The following is a 15,036-nucleotide window of genomic DNA, read 5'->3' on the forward strand; positions in this document are numbered from 1 at the left end:
AAACCCCAAGCATAGGCCGCAAGTACAGGCAAGATAGGAACATGTTGGTTCCCTCCCGCCGTCGGCTGCGGATCGAAGTCTGGATTGTCCTGGGTCTGTCGCTGGGGCAGTCCGCCGTGTACTCGGTGGTGCAGCTGCTGGACAAGATGACCCGGGCGCCGCTGGCCCAGGGCACCTCCACGCTGAACCGTTCGCAAAGCCCCCGCGAGTACTTCGACCTCACCTACCAGCTGCTGGATATCGTCTTCGCCCTGGTTCCGGTGGTGCTGGTGATCTATTTCCTCTCCGAGCATCGCCCTGCGTTCGGGTCCGGAGCCGGCGGGCCCGGCGCCTCGGCCTGCGGCAAGCTGGGCTTCAATTTCGCCCGTCCCGGCAAGGACCTGCTGCAGGGGCTGGGCCTGGCGGCGCTGATCGGCATCCCCTCGCTGGGCCTCTACGCCGCGGGCCGGGCGCTGGGGATCACGACGGCGATCATCCCCAGCGCGCTGGACTCCTACTGGTGGACGGTGCCCGTGCTGATTCTCTCCGCGGTCCGGCACGGGATCGTGGAGGAAGTCATTGTGGTGGGCTACCTGCTGGACCGGCTCCCCAGGTTGGGCTGGAGCATCCCCGTGGCCATTTTCGCCAGCTCCATGCTGCGCGGCAGCTATCACCTGTACCAGGGCTTCGGGCCGTTCATTGGCAACGCGATCATGGGCGTCATCTTCGCCTGGATCTACACCCGGACCCGCCGCGTGATGCCGCTGGTGATTGCGCACGCCCTGTTGGACATCGTGGCGTTCGTGGGCTTCAGCCTCTTCGGCAAGGCCGTGGGCCTGGGCTGAGTGGGCATAAAGCAACGCGGGGTCACTTCGCGCCCATCCGGAGGCTTGGGACGGGCGCTAAGTGACCCCGCGTTGCCCTCGAGAGCCTGCGCTCCAGCCGAGGCCCTTAAAAAGATATCGGCCGCCATCGATGGGGGGCGTCATTGGCACCCGCCGATAGCGGCCGAAGTTGGGGGAAGTGTCAGATCGTGACGGCTCCGGAGGCCGTCTCGAACGTGACGGAGAGGATGCCGGGTGTGCCGCGGGGGGCGAGCCAGTTCACGGCCACGTCCTCCAGCGGCTTTTCCACCGGAACACCGAGCCACTCGGTCACGCGCTCGGCAGAGCCCGCGATGGTGAGGGCCGACATCTTGACGTTGCTCTCGTAGGCCTTCGACGGGTGGAGCTCCGGATCTCCCTCCCACTTGAGCATGTACGGGACCTGGGGATCGGCGATGAGACCGAGGATGCCGATCTGCTTCCAGACGAGTTCGCGGCCGTCGGGGAACTTGCGGTTGCCGTTGACGGCGGCGCGGCCGAGGCGTTCCTCGAACGGTGCCAGGTCCTTGACCTCGACACACCAGCCCATCCACCCGCCACCCGCCTCGGAGCGCGCACGCACGGCCTGGCCGAAGGGTGCCTTGTCGGATGCAGGGTGGTTCAGGACCTCGACAACCTCGAGGTACTTGTGTCCCGCGAGCGGGATAATCATGTTGCGGGTCCCGAATCGGGGGTGTACTCCGCCCTTCACGGCTTCGACGCCGAGGGCAGACGCAATTCGTTCGGTGGTGGCAGCCAAGCCATCTTGTTCACAGGCGTAAGAGACGTGATCCATGCGCATGCCCTCATCTTGGCACTTTGTGATGCAGCACTCAGCTTAGGGTCCCCTAACCGAAATGGCATGTCGCGTGATGCAGACTGTCGACGTGGACTTTCGCCGTCATCACTCTCCCGGAAGGCACCCCATCCAGCGCACAGCTTCATCTTTGTCACAAAGCTAGCCACGCCCGGTGAACGTTTCCTAGACTGGGCCCAGGTCATGAGTGCCAGCAGATAGCCCCGGCTTGCTGGCCGGCAACCCTCGTTTCGCGGTGGGGTGCCCCGGGTGAAGACCAGGCCGTCCGGCGCCCGCCGGAGGGCAAGCGCGGCGCCTGTGCCGCTCCGGGCCGATGAGCCCCGGGGCGGACAGTGCCCGGTCCTTTGAGGAGCATCCCAATGTCCAAAGCCTGGTCCTTCGAAACCCGCCAGATCCACGCCGGCCAGGAGCCGGACAGCGCCACCGGCGCGCGGGCGCTGCCCATCTACCAGACGACGTCGTTCGTGTTTCCCAGCGCCGAAAGCGCCGCGAACCGCTTCGCCCTCGCCGAGCTCGCCCCCATCTACACCCGGATCGGCAACCCCACCCAGGACGCCGTGGAGCAGAGGGTGGCGAGCCTGGAAGGCGGCCTCGCGGCGCTGCTGCTGAGCTCCGGCCAGGCCGCCGAGACCCTGGCGATCCTCAACGTGGCCGAGGCAGGCGACCATGTTGTGGCCAGCCCCAGCCTCTACGGCGGCACCTACAACCTGCTGGCGCACACGCTGAAGAAGTTCGGCATCTCCGTGACCTTTGTCAAGGACCCGGACAACCTGCAGCAGTGGCGCGATGCCGTCCGGCCCAACACCAAGCTGTTCTTCGGCGAAGTGGTCTCCAACCCCCGCCAGGACGTTCTGGACATCGAGGGCATTTCGACGGCCGCCCACGACGCCGGTGTGCCGCTGATCGTGGACAACACCCTGTCAACCCCCTACCTGATCCGCCCGATCGAGTGGGGCGCAGACATTGTGGTCCACTCCGCCACCAAGTACCTCGGCGGCCACGGCACCGCGATCGCCGGCGTGATCGTGGACTCCGGCAACTTCGACTTCGGCAAGGACCCTGAGCGGTTCCCCGGCTTCAACACCCCCGATCCCAGCTACAACGGCCTCGTGTACGCCCGGGACCTGGGCAAGGACGGCGCCCTCGGCGCGAACCTTTCCTACATCCTCAAGGCCCGCGTCCAGCTCCTGCGCGACCTCGGCTCGGCGGTGTCGCCGTTCAACGCCTTCCTCATCGCCCAGGGCATCGAGACCCTGAGCCTGCGCGTCGAGCGGCACGTCGCCAACGCCACCACGGTGGCCGGATGGCTTGAGGCACGGGACGACGTCGAATCCGTCGCCTACGCTGGGCTGCCGTCCAGCCCCTGGTACGAGCGCGGCCGCAAGTACGGTCCAAAGGGTACCGGCGCCGTCGTGGCGTTCAACATCGCCGGGGGAGCGGAGGCCGGCAAGCGCTTCGTCGATGCCCTCGAACTCCACTCCCATGTGGCGAACATCGGTGACGTGCGCTCGCTGGTGATCCACCCGGCGTCGACCACCCACAGCCAGCTGACGCCGGAACAGCAGGCGATTGCCGGCGTGACGCCGGGTCTGGTGCGGCTGTCCGTGGGCCTGGAACACATCGATGACATCCTCGAGGACCTCGACGCCGGATTCCGCGCGGCCAAGAGCGCCTGAGCACCGCCGCTCCCGGCGTGCCGCCGCTGGAAATTCGGGCGCTTGAGCTTAGGGGCGCTGGAAATTTGGGGCGCGCGACGCCGGGAGTCATACGGTCGTCACAATCTTCGCCACAACGGTGCCTCCTTTCGTAAACTGAATGAAGGTCATGAGTGCCAGTGACAGCCCCGGCTTGCTGGCCGGCAACCCTCCTTCCGCGGCGGGGTGCCCCGGGTGAAGACCTGGCCCGCCGGTCAGCTGACGGCGGGCAAGCGCGACGTTAGGTCCTCACATGAGCATTGCCGTCTCCCGCAAGGGCGTACCCGGGAACAAGACCCCCCACAACCCAGCTGCCCCGCCGGAAACGGAGAGGCTGGAAACCGGACGCCCGGAAGCAGCCCGTTCCGAACGAGTCCCGGACGGGACCGTGCAATACCTCCGGATCGGGGACCTCCAGCTCGAATCCGGCTCGACGCTGCCGGACATCACCCTCGCCTACGAGACGTGGGGGACCCTCACCCCGGACGGCTCCAACGCGGTGCTGATCGAACATGCACTGACCGGGGACACCCACGTCACCCGCGGCGCCACCGAGGAACCGGGCTGGTGGGAGCAGCTCGCCGGCCCCGGCGCCCCGGTGGACACGGACACGTACTTTGCTGTCTCCGTCAACATCCTCGGCGGCTGCTACGGCTCCACCGGACCGTCCTCGCCGGCGCCGGACGGCAAACCCTGGGGCTCACGCTTCCCGCTGGTCACGCTGCGGGACACCACCGCGGCCGAGGCCAGGCTGGCCGATGCCCTCGGCATCCGCTGCTGGCACGCCGTCCTGGGCGGCTCCCTCGGCGGCGCGCGCGCCCTCGAGTGGGCCGTCAGCTACCCGGAGCGGGTGTCGCGCTGTGCCGTGATCTCCATCGGCGCCAGCAGCACCGCCGAGCAGATCGCCTTCGCCCAGGCCCAGACCCTCGCCATCCGGCAGGACCCCAACTTCAGGGGCGGGGACTACTACGGCGGTCCGCAACCGCAAGCCGGCCTGGCCCTGGCGCGCCGGATCGCGCACATCACTTACCGCTCCGCCGCGGAACTGGACGGCCGCTTCGGCCGGAACGCCCAGGACTCCGAGACCCCGCTGGAAGCCGGTTCCCTGGCCGGCCGCGGACGCTATCAGGTGGAGAGTTACCTTGACCACCAGGGCAACAAACTGGTCCGCCGCTTCGACGCAAACAGCTACATCGCCATCACCGAGGCGCTGATGAGCCACGACGTCAGCCGCGGACGCGGGGCACTCGAGGAGGCGCTGGCTCCGGCCACGGCGGACTTCCTGATCGCGGCTGTCGACTCGGACCGGCTGTACTTCCCTTCCCAGTCCCGGGCCCTCGCCGACGCATTGCCGGGCGAGGTGGCGGTGCACACCATCGAGGCGCCGATCGGCCATGATGGCTTCCTCACCGAGATCGGCCAGCTCAGCGGCCAGCTCCGGCTGAACTTCTTCGGCTAGCCGCTCTTCGGCTCTTGTACTGCCGGACCGGCAGTCCGGGCGCGGTGGCCGGGCTCAGGGACATGCCCCGCGCCGGGGCCAGCGTATGGACATAGTGCCCTTATGCCCAGTCCCGGGTGCGAAGAATGGGCATGTCCCCCCGTTACCGGCACAAAAAGGTTCAGGTCCGGCCCTCCGCGCACTCTGGCAGGGCGCCGTCGTACGCTCACGCTCCCTGGTGGCAGAGACCCTGGCCGGCGGCGGGCTGGACTCGCTGGCCCTGCGCACCTGGCCCGACGGCGGGGCGCCCAGCCTGCGCTGGATCGTCTGCCACATGATCGAGGAGTACGCGCGGCACAACGGCCATGCCGATCTTCTGCGCGAATCCGTGGACGGAAGTACCGGAGAATGAGGAGCCCGTGTGCATTTTTGCAGACGGGCCCTGCACTAATGGCCGTTGAGGCCGCGGGCATGAGCGCCCATAATCGTTGAGAATGATGCCCGTGTCACACGTCACAGGTATTCTCTGTCCAGTGGTCCATAGGGTGTCGACGGAGACACCGAAGGAGTCGACATGACTACGCAAAATGCCGCCGCGAGGCGCCCGGAAGAGCCCGATGTCAAGACGTCCGGCCTGAAGAAGGTTGTGACGGCCTCCATGGCCGGCACGGTGGTGGAATGGTATGAGTTCTTCCTCTACGCCTCCGCCGCCACCCTGGTCTTCGGCAAGCTGTTCTTCCCGAACTCCGGCACTGAGCTCGACGGCATCATTGCAGCCTTCGTGACCTATGCGGTCGGTTTCGTTGCCCGCCCCATCGGCGGCATCGTCTTCGGGCACTTCGGCGACAAGTTCGGCCGCAAGCAGCTGCTCCAGCTGAGCATCATCCTCGTCGGTGTCGCCACCTTCGCGATGGGCTGCCTGCCCACCTTCCAGCAGATCGGCTACTGGGCGCCGGCACTGCTGGTCTTCCTGCGGTTTGTCCAGGGCTTCGCCGTCGGCGGCGAATGGGGCGGCGCCGTCCTCCTCGTTGCCGAGCACAGCCCCAGCAAATCCCGCGGATTCTGGTCCAGCTGGCCGCAGTCAGCTGTTCCTATGGGCAACCTGCTCGCCACCGGCGTGCTGTTCACCCTCTCCTCCACGCTGTCCCCGGCTGACTTCCTCAGCTGGGGCTGGCGCGTGGCGTTCTGGCTCTCCGCCGTGATCGTGGTAGTCGGCTACTACATCCGCACCAAGGTCCAGGACGCCCCGATCTTCCTCGAGGCACGCAAAGAAGTTGTGGTGGAGAACAAGGGATACGGCGTCGCCGAGGTCTTCCGCCGCTACCCGCGCGGCGTCTTCACGGCCATGGGCCTGCGCTTCGCGGAGAACATCCTCTACTACCTTGTGGTCACCTTCTCCATTACTTACCTGAAGATCGTGGTCCAGACGGACACCTCGCGCATCCTGCTGCTCCTGCTGGTGGCGCACTTCGTCCACTTCTGTGCAGTGCCGCTGGTGGGCAAGCTCTCCGACGCTTACGGACGCAAGCCCGTCTACATGGCCGGCGCCATCCTCGGCGGGACCTGGGGCTTCTTCGCCTTCCCGATGATGGACACCAAGAACGACCTGATCATCCTCGCCGCCATCACCATCGGCCTCCTGTTCCACGCCCTCATGTACGCCGGCCAGCCGGCCATCATGGCCGAGATGTTCCCGACCCGGATGCGCTACTCCGGCGTCTCGCTCGGCTACCAGGTCACATCAATCGTGGCCGGGTCGCTGGCTCCGATCATAGCGACGGCGCTGCTGAGCCAGTTCAAGTCCTCCACCCCGGTGGCCATCTACCTGCTCGGCGCCTGTATGGTCACGATGGTGGCAGTGTTCTTCCTCAAGGAAACCCGCGGCATCTCACTTCACGACGTCGACGCCGCCGACGCCCGCGGCACCGCCGACCTCCTTGCCGCCGGCAAGAAATAATACGGCAAGAGGCAGCAGCCAGAAGTAACTTCCGTCAGGCAGAACAACGGCCCGTGTCCCCGCACTGCGGGGCAGGGGCCGTTGTTGTTGGCCGCCGGGCTCAGCCCAGCAGGACGTCCTGGCGCTCGGCGATCTCGGTCCGGATCGTGGCCAGCACAGCCAGTACCGGGGCCGAGCGCAACGATTCCGAGCGTGCCACCGCCCAGATCGGCAGCTGGCGCTGGAAAACGTCCGGCAGTACGGGCAGGAAACCGGAGTTCCCGGCCACCAGGAAGTTGGGCAGCAGCCCGATCCCGGCGCCGCGCCGCACGGCCTCGAGCTGGGCGAAGATGCTGGTGGCCTGGAAGCTGGACCGCGGCATGGGGAGCTGGGTGGAGCGGTGGCCGAGTTCCGCGACCTGCAGCGCCGATTCCACGTAAGAGACAAAGCCGTGCCGCCGGACGTCGTCGAGCGTCACCGGCAGTCCGCGTTCCTGCGCGTACTGCGGACTGGCGTAGAGCCGGAGGAAGTAGTTGGACAGGAAGATGGTCTGCGCGTTGCTGACGTCCATGTTGCCCACCACCACTTCGAGGTCCACGCCCGAGCGGTTCCGGCTGACCTTGCGGGTGGCGCTCAGCATCTCCACGTTCAGCAGCGGGTGCTCCTGCTGCAGCCGGACCAGTGCCGGGGTGAGGAACTCGGCGCCGAAGCCGTCCGGGGTGCTGATCCGGACCAGGCCGGAGAGCGCATCCCCGCTGTGGGCAATGCGGTTTGACAGCGCACCGAGGGTACTTTCGATTGCCTCGGCCGCAGTCACCGCCTGGCTGCCGAGCTCCGTCAGCTCCCAGCCGTGCGGGCTCCGCTCGAGGGTACGGCCGCCCAGCTGCTTGTCCAGGGCCAGGATCCGCCGGGAAATGGTGGTGTGCGTGGTGCCGAGCGTCTCCGCCACCGCGTTAAACCGGCCCAGCCGGGCAACGGTCAGCAGGATGAGCAGGTCATCCGGGCTCGGAAGCCGCCTTAGGTCCACAACCGTCCGCCTTTCGAAGTATGTGCATCGATGCACATGGCATCTGTAGTTTTTCGCCTTGATTGCACTGTAACAGGGTGTGATGCTGGACACGGAACGTCCGGCGAAACGGCCGGATTGTGCGGACGCGGACAAAGACCCATGAAGTACGCACGACACAAAGCAAAGGAGCTTACGCCATGGCAGTAATCGCTTGGATCGGACTGGGGAACATGGGCGGGTCCATGTCGGTGAACCTCGCCAAAGCCGGCCACAACGTCCGCGGCTTCGACCTCAACGCCGAGGCCGTTGCCGCCGCTGTGGCCGGCGGCGTGAAGCCGGCCGGCAGTATCGCCGAAGCGGTCGACGGCGCAGACGTCGTCTTCACCATGCTGCCCAAGGGCGAGCACGCCCGCGCCGTGTACCTCGGCGGGGACGGCGTCCTGGCCCACGCGGACACCCGCACGCTGCTGGTGGATTCCTCCACGATCGACATCGCCTCCGCCCAGGCCCTGCACGACGCCGCCGCTGCCGCCGGCTTCCGCTTCGTCGACGCGCCGGTCTCCGGCGGGATGAGCGGCGCCAAGGCTGCCACCCTGACCTTCATGATTGGCGGCGAAGCCGGCGCCGTGGCCGAGGCCACCGAGTACATCAAGCCGATGGCTGCCAACATCATCCCCACCGGCGGGGCCACCACCGGCCAGGCCGCGAAGATCTGCAACAACCTCATGCTCTTCATCAACCTGGCCGCAACGGCCGAGGGCGCCGTTTTGGCGGACCGGCTCGGCCTGGACAAGCAGGTTTTCTGGGACATCGCCTCCGTCTCCTCCGGCGACAGCTGGGCGCTGCGCACCTGGTATCCGGTGGCCGGCGTGGTTCCCACGGCCGCTTCCAACAATGATTTCGCCCCGACCTTCACCACAGAGCTGGCCAACAAGGACATCGGACTCGCCATCAGCGCCGCCCGTGACACCGGCACCCCGCTGGTGATCGGCGAGCACGTCCAGCAGCTCTTCCAGCAGCTCGTCGACGCCGGCCAGTCCGGCATGGACTGCTCCGCGATCGTCAAGCTGGTCGACGGCAGCCTCGACTCCGCCAAAACAGAAACTGCCAAGTAGCCACCGCCCTCTCCACGAAAGAGACCCACCCATGGAACGCATTCCGCACTTCATCAACGGCGCCCTGATTTCCGACGCCGATCGCTACGGCCCTGTCTTCAATCCGGCCACCGGCGAGCAGGAGAAGGAGGTCGCCCTGGCCTCCGCAGTCCGGGTCGAGGAGGCCATCGACGCCGCCCGCGCCGCCCTGCCGGGCTGGCGCGCCACCAGCCTGGCCAAGCGCACCGCCATCTTTTTCAAGGTCCGTGAACTGCTGATGCAGCGTAGGCCCGAACTGGCGGCCCTGCTGACCAGTGAACACGGCAAGGTCCTCTCCGATGCCGAGGGCGAGATCACCCGCGGCCTGGAAAACATCGAATTCGCCACCGGGCTGTCCCACGCGCTCAAGGGCGAGCGTTCCGAACAGGTCGCGGGCGGCGTCGACGTCCACTCGGTGCGCCAGCCGGTCGGCGTCGTCGCCTGCATCACGCCGTTCAACTTTCCCGCCATGGTGCCGCTGTGGATGATCGGCAGCGCCCTGGCCTGCGGCAACACCGTGCTGCTCAAGCCCAGCGAGAAGGACCCGTCCTCGGCCGTCTTCATCGCGCAGGTCTTCGCCGAGGCCGGCCTGCCCGCCGGAGTCCTCAACGTGGTCCACGGCGACAAGGAAGCTGTCGACGTGCTCCTTGAGCATCCGGCCGTCAAAGCCATCAGCTTCGTGGGCTCGACGCCGATCGCGCAGTCCATCTACAAACGCGCCGCCGATCACGGCAAGCGGGTGCAGGCCCTGGGCGGCGCCAAGAACCATATGGTGGTCCTGCCGGACGCGGACCTGTCCATGGCCGCCGATGCCGCCGTCTCAGCCGCCTACGGCTCCGCGGGCGAGCGCTGCATGGCCGTCAGCGTCCTGGTGGCCGTCGGGAACATCGCCGACGAGCTTGTCGGGGCGATCAGCACCCGGATGGCCACGCTGAAGATCGGCCCCGGCACCGACCCCGCCTCGCAGATGGGCCCGCTCATCACCGCCGAGCACCGCGACAAGGTCGCCTCCTACGTGGCCGGTGCCGCCAATGAAGGCGCCACCGTGGTGGTGGACGGCCGGGCCCAGGAGTTCGACTCCAACGGGTTCTTCATCGGCGTCAGCCTGATCGACCACGTCAAGCCGGGCATGAAGGTCTACGACGACGAGATCTTCGGCCCCGTCCTGTCCGTGGTCCGGGTCGAGACGTACCAGGACGCCGTCCGGCTCGTCAACGACAACGAGTTTGGCAACGGCGTGGCGATCTTCACGCGCGACGGCGGCGCAGCGCGCCAGTTCGAGTTCGACGTCGAGGCCGGCATGGTGGGCGTCAACGTGCCGATCCCGGTGCCGGTGGGCACCTTCTCCTTCGGCGGCTGGAAGAACTCGCTCTTCGGCGACACCCACATGTACGGCCCCGAAAGCATCCGCTTCTACACCCGGGGCAAGGTGGTCACCACCCGCTGGCCGGACCCGTCCACCTCGGTGATCGACCTCGGCTTCCCGCAGGTCGACTAACCCCCCCCGGGCCCCCCGGCCCCGCCTCCCCAAAAGGCAACGCGGGGTCATATACGGCCCATCCGGCACCCGATCATGGGCCGTATGTGACCCCGCGTTGTTGGTAAGGGGGTCAGCCCTTCATGATCTCCGCGCGCTGGGCCATGTAGTCCTCCATGGCGAGTTCACCGTTGCTGTACCGCTGGTCCAGTTCCGCCAGCTTGCGCGCCCGAAAGCCCTGCGGTGCCGACGGCGGCGGGGGCACCGCAGGTCCCGACGGCTGCTGGACCTCAGCGGGCTGCTGTCCGAACTGCTGCGCATCCTGCTGCTGGAAGGGCTTGGGCTGGTTGCCCGGGTAACCCGGGCTGTCCTCGTAGGGGACCGGCGGCTGGTAGCCCGCCGGCGGCGTTGGAGGCTGCGGAGCGCCCAGCTGGCCGAAGCCGCCGTAGTAGTCCCGCTGGGTGAAGCCGTCACGGGGCTGCTTGTTCTGCTGTCCGGGGTAGTTCCCGGCATCGCCTCCGGGAGTATCGCCGGGGAACTGCCCGAACTGGCCAGGGAAGCCGCCCGGCATACCCTGGTCCCGATTCCGGCCGCGCACCGACTTCCTGTAGTAGCGCATCCCTATCGGGATCAGGAATGACAGAACGATGATCCAGAAGAACATATTGTTCACGGTACGGCGCCTTTCAGAAAGTGTCCTTCCAGCTTAACGCCCACACCCTGTCCGCCGTGCCGGGGTGCTACGTGCGCGCGGGTTCCTCGGCACCGGGCGGGCCTTCGCCGGAGCCCAGCGGAACACCGGGCCCGAACACCGGGCCGGGCAGCGGTCGCTTTGCCGTCATACCGTCGCCGGAGGAACGGTGCCGCAGCCGCCGCACCACCCACGGCATGAAATATTCGCGGGCCCACACCAGGTCCCCGGTCCGCGCCTCCCGCCAGCTCCGCTGCGGCAGCGGCTTGGGGGAGAGCGGCTCGAGCGTGTGCCGGACGTTGAGGGAATCCAGCACCATGGCCGCGATGGTGTGGTGTCCCAGCGGCGAAAAGTGCAGGCGGTCCGCGTCCCACATCTGGGGATCGTTGAGTTGCCGCAAGGACCACATATCCGCGATGACGGCGTCGTGGCGGGCAGCGATGGTGCGGAGGTTCTCGTTGTAGATGGCCACCTTGCTGCGGACCCGGCCCAGCACGGACGAGCCGGTGTCGGGTCCGTTGAAGAGCACCACGGTTGCGCCGCCCAGGCCCAGGATCTGCACCAACGAGTCCAGCTTCTCCGCCAGCAGATCGGGATCGCCGCCGGGCCGGATCAGGTCGTTGCCGCCGGCGGACAGGGTCACGAGGTCCGGGCGGAGCGAAAGGCAGTGCGCCAGTTGCTGGTCCGCGATCTGCTGCAGGAGCCGGCCCCGGACGGCGAGGTTGGCGTACGCGAAACCCTCGTGGCCGTGGCTCAGTTCCTCGGCCACACGGTCGGCCCAGCCCCGGTGGCCGCCGGGGCTCGCGGGCTCGGGATCGCCGATGCCCTCGGTGAAGGAATCCCCCAGGGCCACGTAGCGGGTCCACGGGTGGGTCACGGCAGTAGCTGGCGGATTGTCCATGGCTTCGGTTTCGCTCACCTTCATATCCTGCACTGTTCCAGTAAAACTACGCCACCGAAAGATGTTACCGGCGGGTAATGGGAAAGTGGAACTGCAAGAATGGAGCCATGACTCACGCTCCTGCCTTTCCCGCGCCCGTTGTCCTGTGGTCCACCGCCGAGGAGGACCGCGCCGGAAAGCCGCTGCTGGTCCTGCTGCATGGCTACGGCGCCAACGAACAGGATCTGCTCGGACTGGCGGATGTGCTTCCCGCCGGGTTCGCGGTGGCCTCGCTGCGCGCACCCCTGGTCTCCGGCCCCGGGTTCACCTGGTTCCCGCTGACCGCCTCCATCGACTACACGCTCGACGCCGTCCAGGACGCCGCCACGTACGTGCAGGACTGGATCGACTCCGTCAGGGCGGACCACCCATCGGTGGCCCTGCTGGGGTTCTCCATGGGGATGGCGGTGGCCACCACGCTGCTCCGTCAGCGCCCCGCTGACTACGCCGCCGTCGTCGGACTCTCGGGATTTGCCGTCGACGCCGGCGGGGACCCGGGCTTCCGCGACGCCGAACTCGACGGAACCGTGCCGATGTTCTGGGGCCGGGACCAGCAGGACCCGGTGATCACGCCGGACAAGATCGAATTCACCATGGCCTGGGTGCGCAGGCACGTCAAGCTCACCAAGGTGCTCTATGCGGGCATGTGGCACGGCATCAACCAACAGGAAATGGGCCATGTGTCCGAGTTCCTGACCCACGAGGTGCTGAACAAACAGGGCTAGGGAGGACCCCGCCGTCGCGGCGAAGCCCTCCCAGTGCGCGCCCGGGAGCGCGTCAACACGGCATGTCGTTAGGGGATGTCGCTTTGTGCGGCCTCCCTGATGAGCCTGCGGGCGTCGTAGTCGGTCAGGAAAGTTTGGCGCTCGAGCGTGCGGGCACTGTCCTTCACTGCCTTCACGTAGGCGCCGTGGGTCCGGTACAGGCCGTCGATCGCGTCCTGCGGGAGCGGTCGCTCGTATCCGGCGATGAAGCAGAAGGATGCACCGGTGGCGGTGCCGTACCAGGTGCTCGTCGGAGCGTCGAGGAAGGGTGAGCGCAGGCCACCCTGTACATTGCCGGACTTGTCCAGCACCGCCGCGCCATCGCGGACGAGGATCGGCTCCGCGCGCGGTGGCGCAATGCCTTCCCGGACCCAGCGGTCGAGGTTCCGCAGCGCGGCATTGAAGAAGATGGAGCTGGGGAACCTGCTGCGCGGTCCCTCATTGCAGGACGCCGGCGGGACGGCCCGGCCCGCGGCAATGATGTCCGCGGACGACGCCGAGAAGGTGAGCTCGCCCGGTGTGGCGTGGCCGGCACCCGCCATTTCGTAGTGGCGGTACTGGTCCCCGGGTACATCACTGTCGGCGCGGCGGGATCCGATGCCCCGCAGATAGTCGGACTGCGACATGATCCGCATGATGGGCACGCCGACGTCCTTGAACTGGCGGCGCACATCGTTGGCGGGCGGGGCGGGCTCGCACTGGTTCATGGGGTACGCGCCGGCGAATGCACCGCCGGCCACCGCGACGATGTACGCGTCGTAGACGGGCTTGCCGTCGGATTCGACGACCAGCGGGTGCACGCCGTTGATGTAGTTGACCAGGAAGCCGCCGGTCTGGGAGTAGCCGAAGCCGTAGGCGTGCTCCACCCTGGTAGCCGGTGATCCGTAGCGCAGCGGGTTGGTGGAATCGTTGCTCTTGAGCCACGCGCCCACTTGGGAGTAGATGTCCCAGATCAGGCCGTTCTCCGTTGTCCGGGACGAGTCGGCGGCCACCGCCGCACAGTTGCGGGGGTCGGTGAGCGGCAGCGGATTCGCAAAGGACAGGGATGCGTACCGCTCCGGATCGAAGTTCTTGAGCGCCTCGACGGCGATCGGCTTGGCGGTAATGCCCACCCAGGCGTCGCCGTTGGCGAGGATCTGCTCCTGGGCGACTGCCCAGCCGATGTTGAGATCGAACAGGTTGCTGGGGTTGAGCATCTCGACTACTACGTTGCCGCTGAACTTCTGGCCCTTGGCCGGTTTACGGACCAGGACGCGGGTGGTGTACGGGGCGTCGGCAGTGCGGATCTGGGCGGGTCCAGCGGTAGGCCAGGTGTAGACGTTTGAGGTGCCGCTGACCAGGTACTCCTCCTCGACGTAGCCGAGCTTCGAGAGATCCTGCGGGACCTCCTGATGGTTGGCAGCGCCGAACGGATAGGACTCGGCCGTGGACGCCAGAGGTCCCTGCACCGCGGGGATCGGCGTCGCCCCGTCGGGTGCGGCAACCTGTGCCGGCGGGGGTGGAGCCACTGCAGTGGCTGGAACGGCTGTCAGGCTGAGTCCTGTGAGGGCGAGGGACAGCGTCAGCAGGATGGATGTTCGGGAACAGGTTCTCATCGGTGCTCCTTCTCGGGACCGGGCTGCACTGCCCGGTACGCTTCGCGGCACACCGGCTTCGGTGCCTTGTGCCCTGCCGCGACCTCGACGCTCAGGCCAGAACCCGGCGATCGTCAGGCAACGAAGCACTTCGACAATAGTTAGGGCTGATCGGCAGGGTCAAGGGTGGTGCGTGAAAGTGCAACAACGTGCAAGCTTCCACAGCAGACCCTGTCGATAGGCGATATCGATCAGCGATAGGGCATCGCTCAGGACGGAAGTACGCGACGTGATTCGAGCATGCAAAGCCGCCACGAACCGGTTGTCAGCCACGCACGATTGGTCATTTTCGTTAGTTCGTCTCGGGGTCAGACGGAGTCTGGACCTTTTCGCGCCGGGTGTCCAGTCCGCGGGGGGCATGCCCATTCTTCGGACCCGGGACTGGGCATAATGCCACTATGTCCATCCGCTGGCCCGGGCGCGGGGCATGTCCCTGAGCCCGGCTTACGCGCCCGGACCCCCGACGAACTAACGAAAATGCCCGCTAGTGTAGCGTGTCGGTGATTCCTTTGGGTCTGATTTTTTGTCAGACTTGACGCATGGTTTATTTGGCAAAGGCACTGGAACTGCGTGACGGGGATCGTGAGGCCTTGGAGGCGCTGACCCGCGGAAAATCGTCCACGGCGACCCTGGCCCTGCGGGCCCGCACTGTCCTGCTGGC

The 15,036-nt window shown here is 67.0% G+C and carries 13 protein-coding genes and 2 riboswitches; of the genes, 8 read left to right on the forward strand and 5 right to left on the reverse strand.

Going from position 1 to position 15,036, the window contains the following annotated elements; translation table 11 throughout:
- Positions 1–41: 41 nt before the first annotated feature.
- Positions 42–824 carry a CPBP family intramembrane glutamic endopeptidase gene (locus tag RCH07_RS07420; protein ID WP_326966820.1) on the forward strand — a complete coding sequence of 261 codons (783 nt, stop codon included), beginning with the start codon at positions 42–44 and terminating at the stop codon, positions 822–824.
- A 181-nt stretch (positions 825–1,005) separates the two neighbouring features.
- Here the strand turns inward: RCH07_RS07420 and RCH07_RS07425 are convergent, their stop codons facing one another.
- A complete protein-coding gene (locus RCH07_RS07425) occupies positions 1,006–1,644 on the reverse strand; it encodes a VOC family protein (RefSeq protein WP_326966821.1) in 639 nt (212 codons plus the stop codon).
- Positions 1,645–1,838: 194 nt separating this feature from the next.
- A riboswitch (SAM riboswitch) is annotated at positions 1,839–1,954 on the forward strand.
- A 64-nt stretch (positions 1,955–2,018) separates the two neighbouring features.
- Here RCH07_RS07425 and RCH07_RS07430 point away from each other — a divergent pair.
- The 4 genes from RCH07_RS07430 (at position 2,019) to RCH07_RS07445 (ending at position 6,748) form a co-directional block, all read left to right on the forward strand.
- On the forward strand, positions 2,019–3,335 hold the full coding sequence (locus RCH07_RS07430; RefSeq protein WP_326966822.1) for a bifunctional o-acetylhomoserine/o-acetylserine sulfhydrylase: 1,317 nt from the start codon (positions 2,019–2,021) through the stop codon (positions 3,333–3,335).
- A gap of 144 nt (positions 3,336–3,479) precedes the next feature.
- A riboswitch (SAM riboswitch) is annotated at positions 3,480–3,595 on the forward strand.
- Positions 3,596–3,606: 11 nt separating this feature from the next.
- Positions 3,607–4,812 (forward strand): homoserine O-acetyltransferase MetX, encoded by a 1,206-nt coding sequence (gene metX / locus RCH07_RS07435; protein WP_326966823.1) that lies wholly within the window; start codon positions 3,607–3,609, stop codon positions 4,810–4,812.
- Positions 4,813–4,897: 85 nt separating this feature from the next.
- Positions 4,898–5,203, forward strand: coding sequence for a mycothiol transferase (locus RCH07_RS07440; protein WP_326966824.1), 306 nt, complete (start codon positions 4,898–4,900; stop codon positions 5,201–5,203).
- A 162-nt stretch (positions 5,204–5,365) separates the two neighbouring features.
- On the forward strand, positions 5,366–6,748 hold the full coding sequence (locus RCH07_RS07445) for an MFS transporter (RefSeq protein ID WP_326966825.1): 1,383 nt from the start codon (positions 5,366–5,368) through the stop codon (positions 6,746–6,748).
- Between the two features lie 100 nt (positions 6,749–6,848).
- Here the strand turns inward: RCH07_RS07445 and RCH07_RS07450 are convergent, their stop codons facing one another.
- Positions 6,849–7,754, reverse strand: a complete 906-nt coding sequence (locus tag RCH07_RS07450; protein ID WP_326966826.1) for a LysR family transcriptional regulator — start codon at positions 7,752–7,754, stop codon at positions 6,849–6,851.
- Between the two features lie 179 nt (positions 7,755–7,933).
- Between RCH07_RS07450 and mmsB the strand changes: the two genes are divergently transcribed.
- Complete coding sequence (mmsB, locus tag RCH07_RS07455) at positions 7,934–8,851, forward strand: 3-hydroxyisobutyrate dehydrogenase (protein WP_326966827.1); 918 nt, start codon at positions 7,934–7,936, stop codon at positions 8,849–8,851.
- Between the two features lie 31 nt (positions 8,852–8,882).
- Complete coding sequence (locus tag RCH07_RS07460) at positions 8,883–10,367, forward strand: CoA-acylating methylmalonate-semialdehyde dehydrogenase (RefSeq protein WP_326966828.1); 1,485 nt, start codon at positions 8,883–8,885, stop codon at positions 10,365–10,367.
- A gap of 112 nt (positions 10,368–10,479) precedes the next feature.
- Here RCH07_RS07460 and RCH07_RS07465 read toward each other — a convergent pair whose 3' ends face one another.
- Together RCH07_RS07465 and RCH07_RS07470 are read right to left on the reverse strand one after the other, a co-directional pair.
- Complete coding sequence (locus RCH07_RS07465) at positions 10,480–11,010, reverse strand: hypothetical protein (protein WP_326966835.1); 531 nt, start codon at positions 11,008–11,010, stop codon at positions 10,480–10,482.
- Between the two features lie 76 nt (positions 11,011–11,086).
- Positions 11,087–11,962: an SGNH/GDSL hydrolase family protein gene (locus tag RCH07_RS07470; protein ID WP_442784787.1), complete on the reverse strand. Its 876-nt coding sequence runs from the start codon at positions 11,960–11,962 to the stop codon at positions 11,087–11,089.
- Between the two features lie 83 nt (positions 11,963–12,045).
- On the opposite strand from RCH07_RS07470, the gene RCH07_RS07475 reads away from it, so the two are divergent.
- Positions 12,046–12,702, forward strand: a complete 657-nt coding sequence (locus RCH07_RS07475) for an alpha/beta hydrolase (RefSeq protein ID WP_326966829.1) — start codon at positions 12,046–12,048, stop codon at positions 12,700–12,702.
- Between the two features lie 68 nt (positions 12,703–12,770).
- On the opposite strand, the gene RCH07_RS07480 is transcribed toward RCH07_RS07475, so the two are convergent.
- Positions 12,771–14,336 (reverse strand): alpha/beta hydrolase domain-containing protein, encoded by a 1,566-nt coding sequence (locus RCH07_RS07480; protein ID WP_326966830.1) that lies wholly within the window; start codon positions 14,334–14,336, stop codon positions 12,771–12,773.
- Between the last annotated feature and the right edge of the window lie 700 nt (positions 14,337–15,036).

This window comes from Arthrobacter sp. CG_A4 (assembly GCF_035985125.1).
Classification (GTDB): Bacteria; Actinomycetota; Actinomycetes; order Actinomycetales; family Micrococcaceae; genus Arthrobacter.

What these genes read in the sequence shown, in the direction of transcription:
- RCH07_RS07420 (WP_326966820.1), top strand. Translation starts at nt 42, where the DNA reads ATGTTGGTTCCCTCCCGCCGTCGGCTGCGGATCGAAGTCTGGATTGTC.
- RCH07_RS07425 (WP_326966821.1), bottom strand. Translation starts at nt 1,644, where the DNA reads ATGCGCATGGATCACGTCTCTTACGCCTGTGAACAAGATGGCTTGGCT.
- RCH07_RS07430 (WP_326966822.1), top strand. Translation starts at nt 2,019, where the DNA reads ATGTCCAAAGCCTGGTCCTTCGAAACCCGCCAGATCCACGCCGGCCAG.
- metX (WP_326966823.1), top strand. Translation starts at nt 3,607, where the DNA reads ATGAGCATTGCCGTCTCCCGCAAGGGCGTACCCGGGAACAAGACCCCC.
- RCH07_RS07440 (WP_326966824.1), top strand. Translation starts at nt 4,898, where the DNA reads ATGGACATAGTGCCCTTATGCCCAGTCCCGGGTGCGAAGAATGGGCAT.
- RCH07_RS07445 (WP_326966825.1), top strand. Translation starts at nt 5,366, where the DNA reads ATGACTACGCAAAATGCCGCCGCGAGGCGCCCGGAAGAGCCCGATGTC.
- mmsB (WP_326966827.1), top strand. Translation starts at nt 7,934, where the DNA reads ATGGCAGTAATCGCTTGGATCGGACTGGGGAACATGGGCGGGTCCATG.
- RCH07_RS07460 (WP_326966828.1), top strand. Translation starts at nt 8,883, where the DNA reads ATGGAACGCATTCCGCACTTCATCAACGGCGCCCTGATTTCCGACGCC.
- RCH07_RS07465 (WP_326966835.1), bottom strand. Translation starts at nt 11,010, where the DNA reads ATGTTCTTCTGGATCATCGTTCTGTCATTCCTGATCCCGATAGGGATG.
- RCH07_RS07470 (WP_442784787.1), bottom strand. Translation starts at nt 11,962, where the DNA reads ATGAAGGTGAGCGAAACCGAAGCCATGGACAATCCGCCAGCTACTGCC.
- RCH07_RS07475 (WP_326966829.1), top strand. Translation starts at nt 12,046, where the DNA reads ATGACTCACGCTCCTGCCTTTCCCGCGCCCGTTGTCCTGTGGTCCACC.
- RCH07_RS07480 (WP_326966830.1), bottom strand. Translation starts at nt 14,336, where the DNA reads ATGAGAACCTGTTCCCGAACATCCATCCTGCTGACGCTGTCCCTCGCC.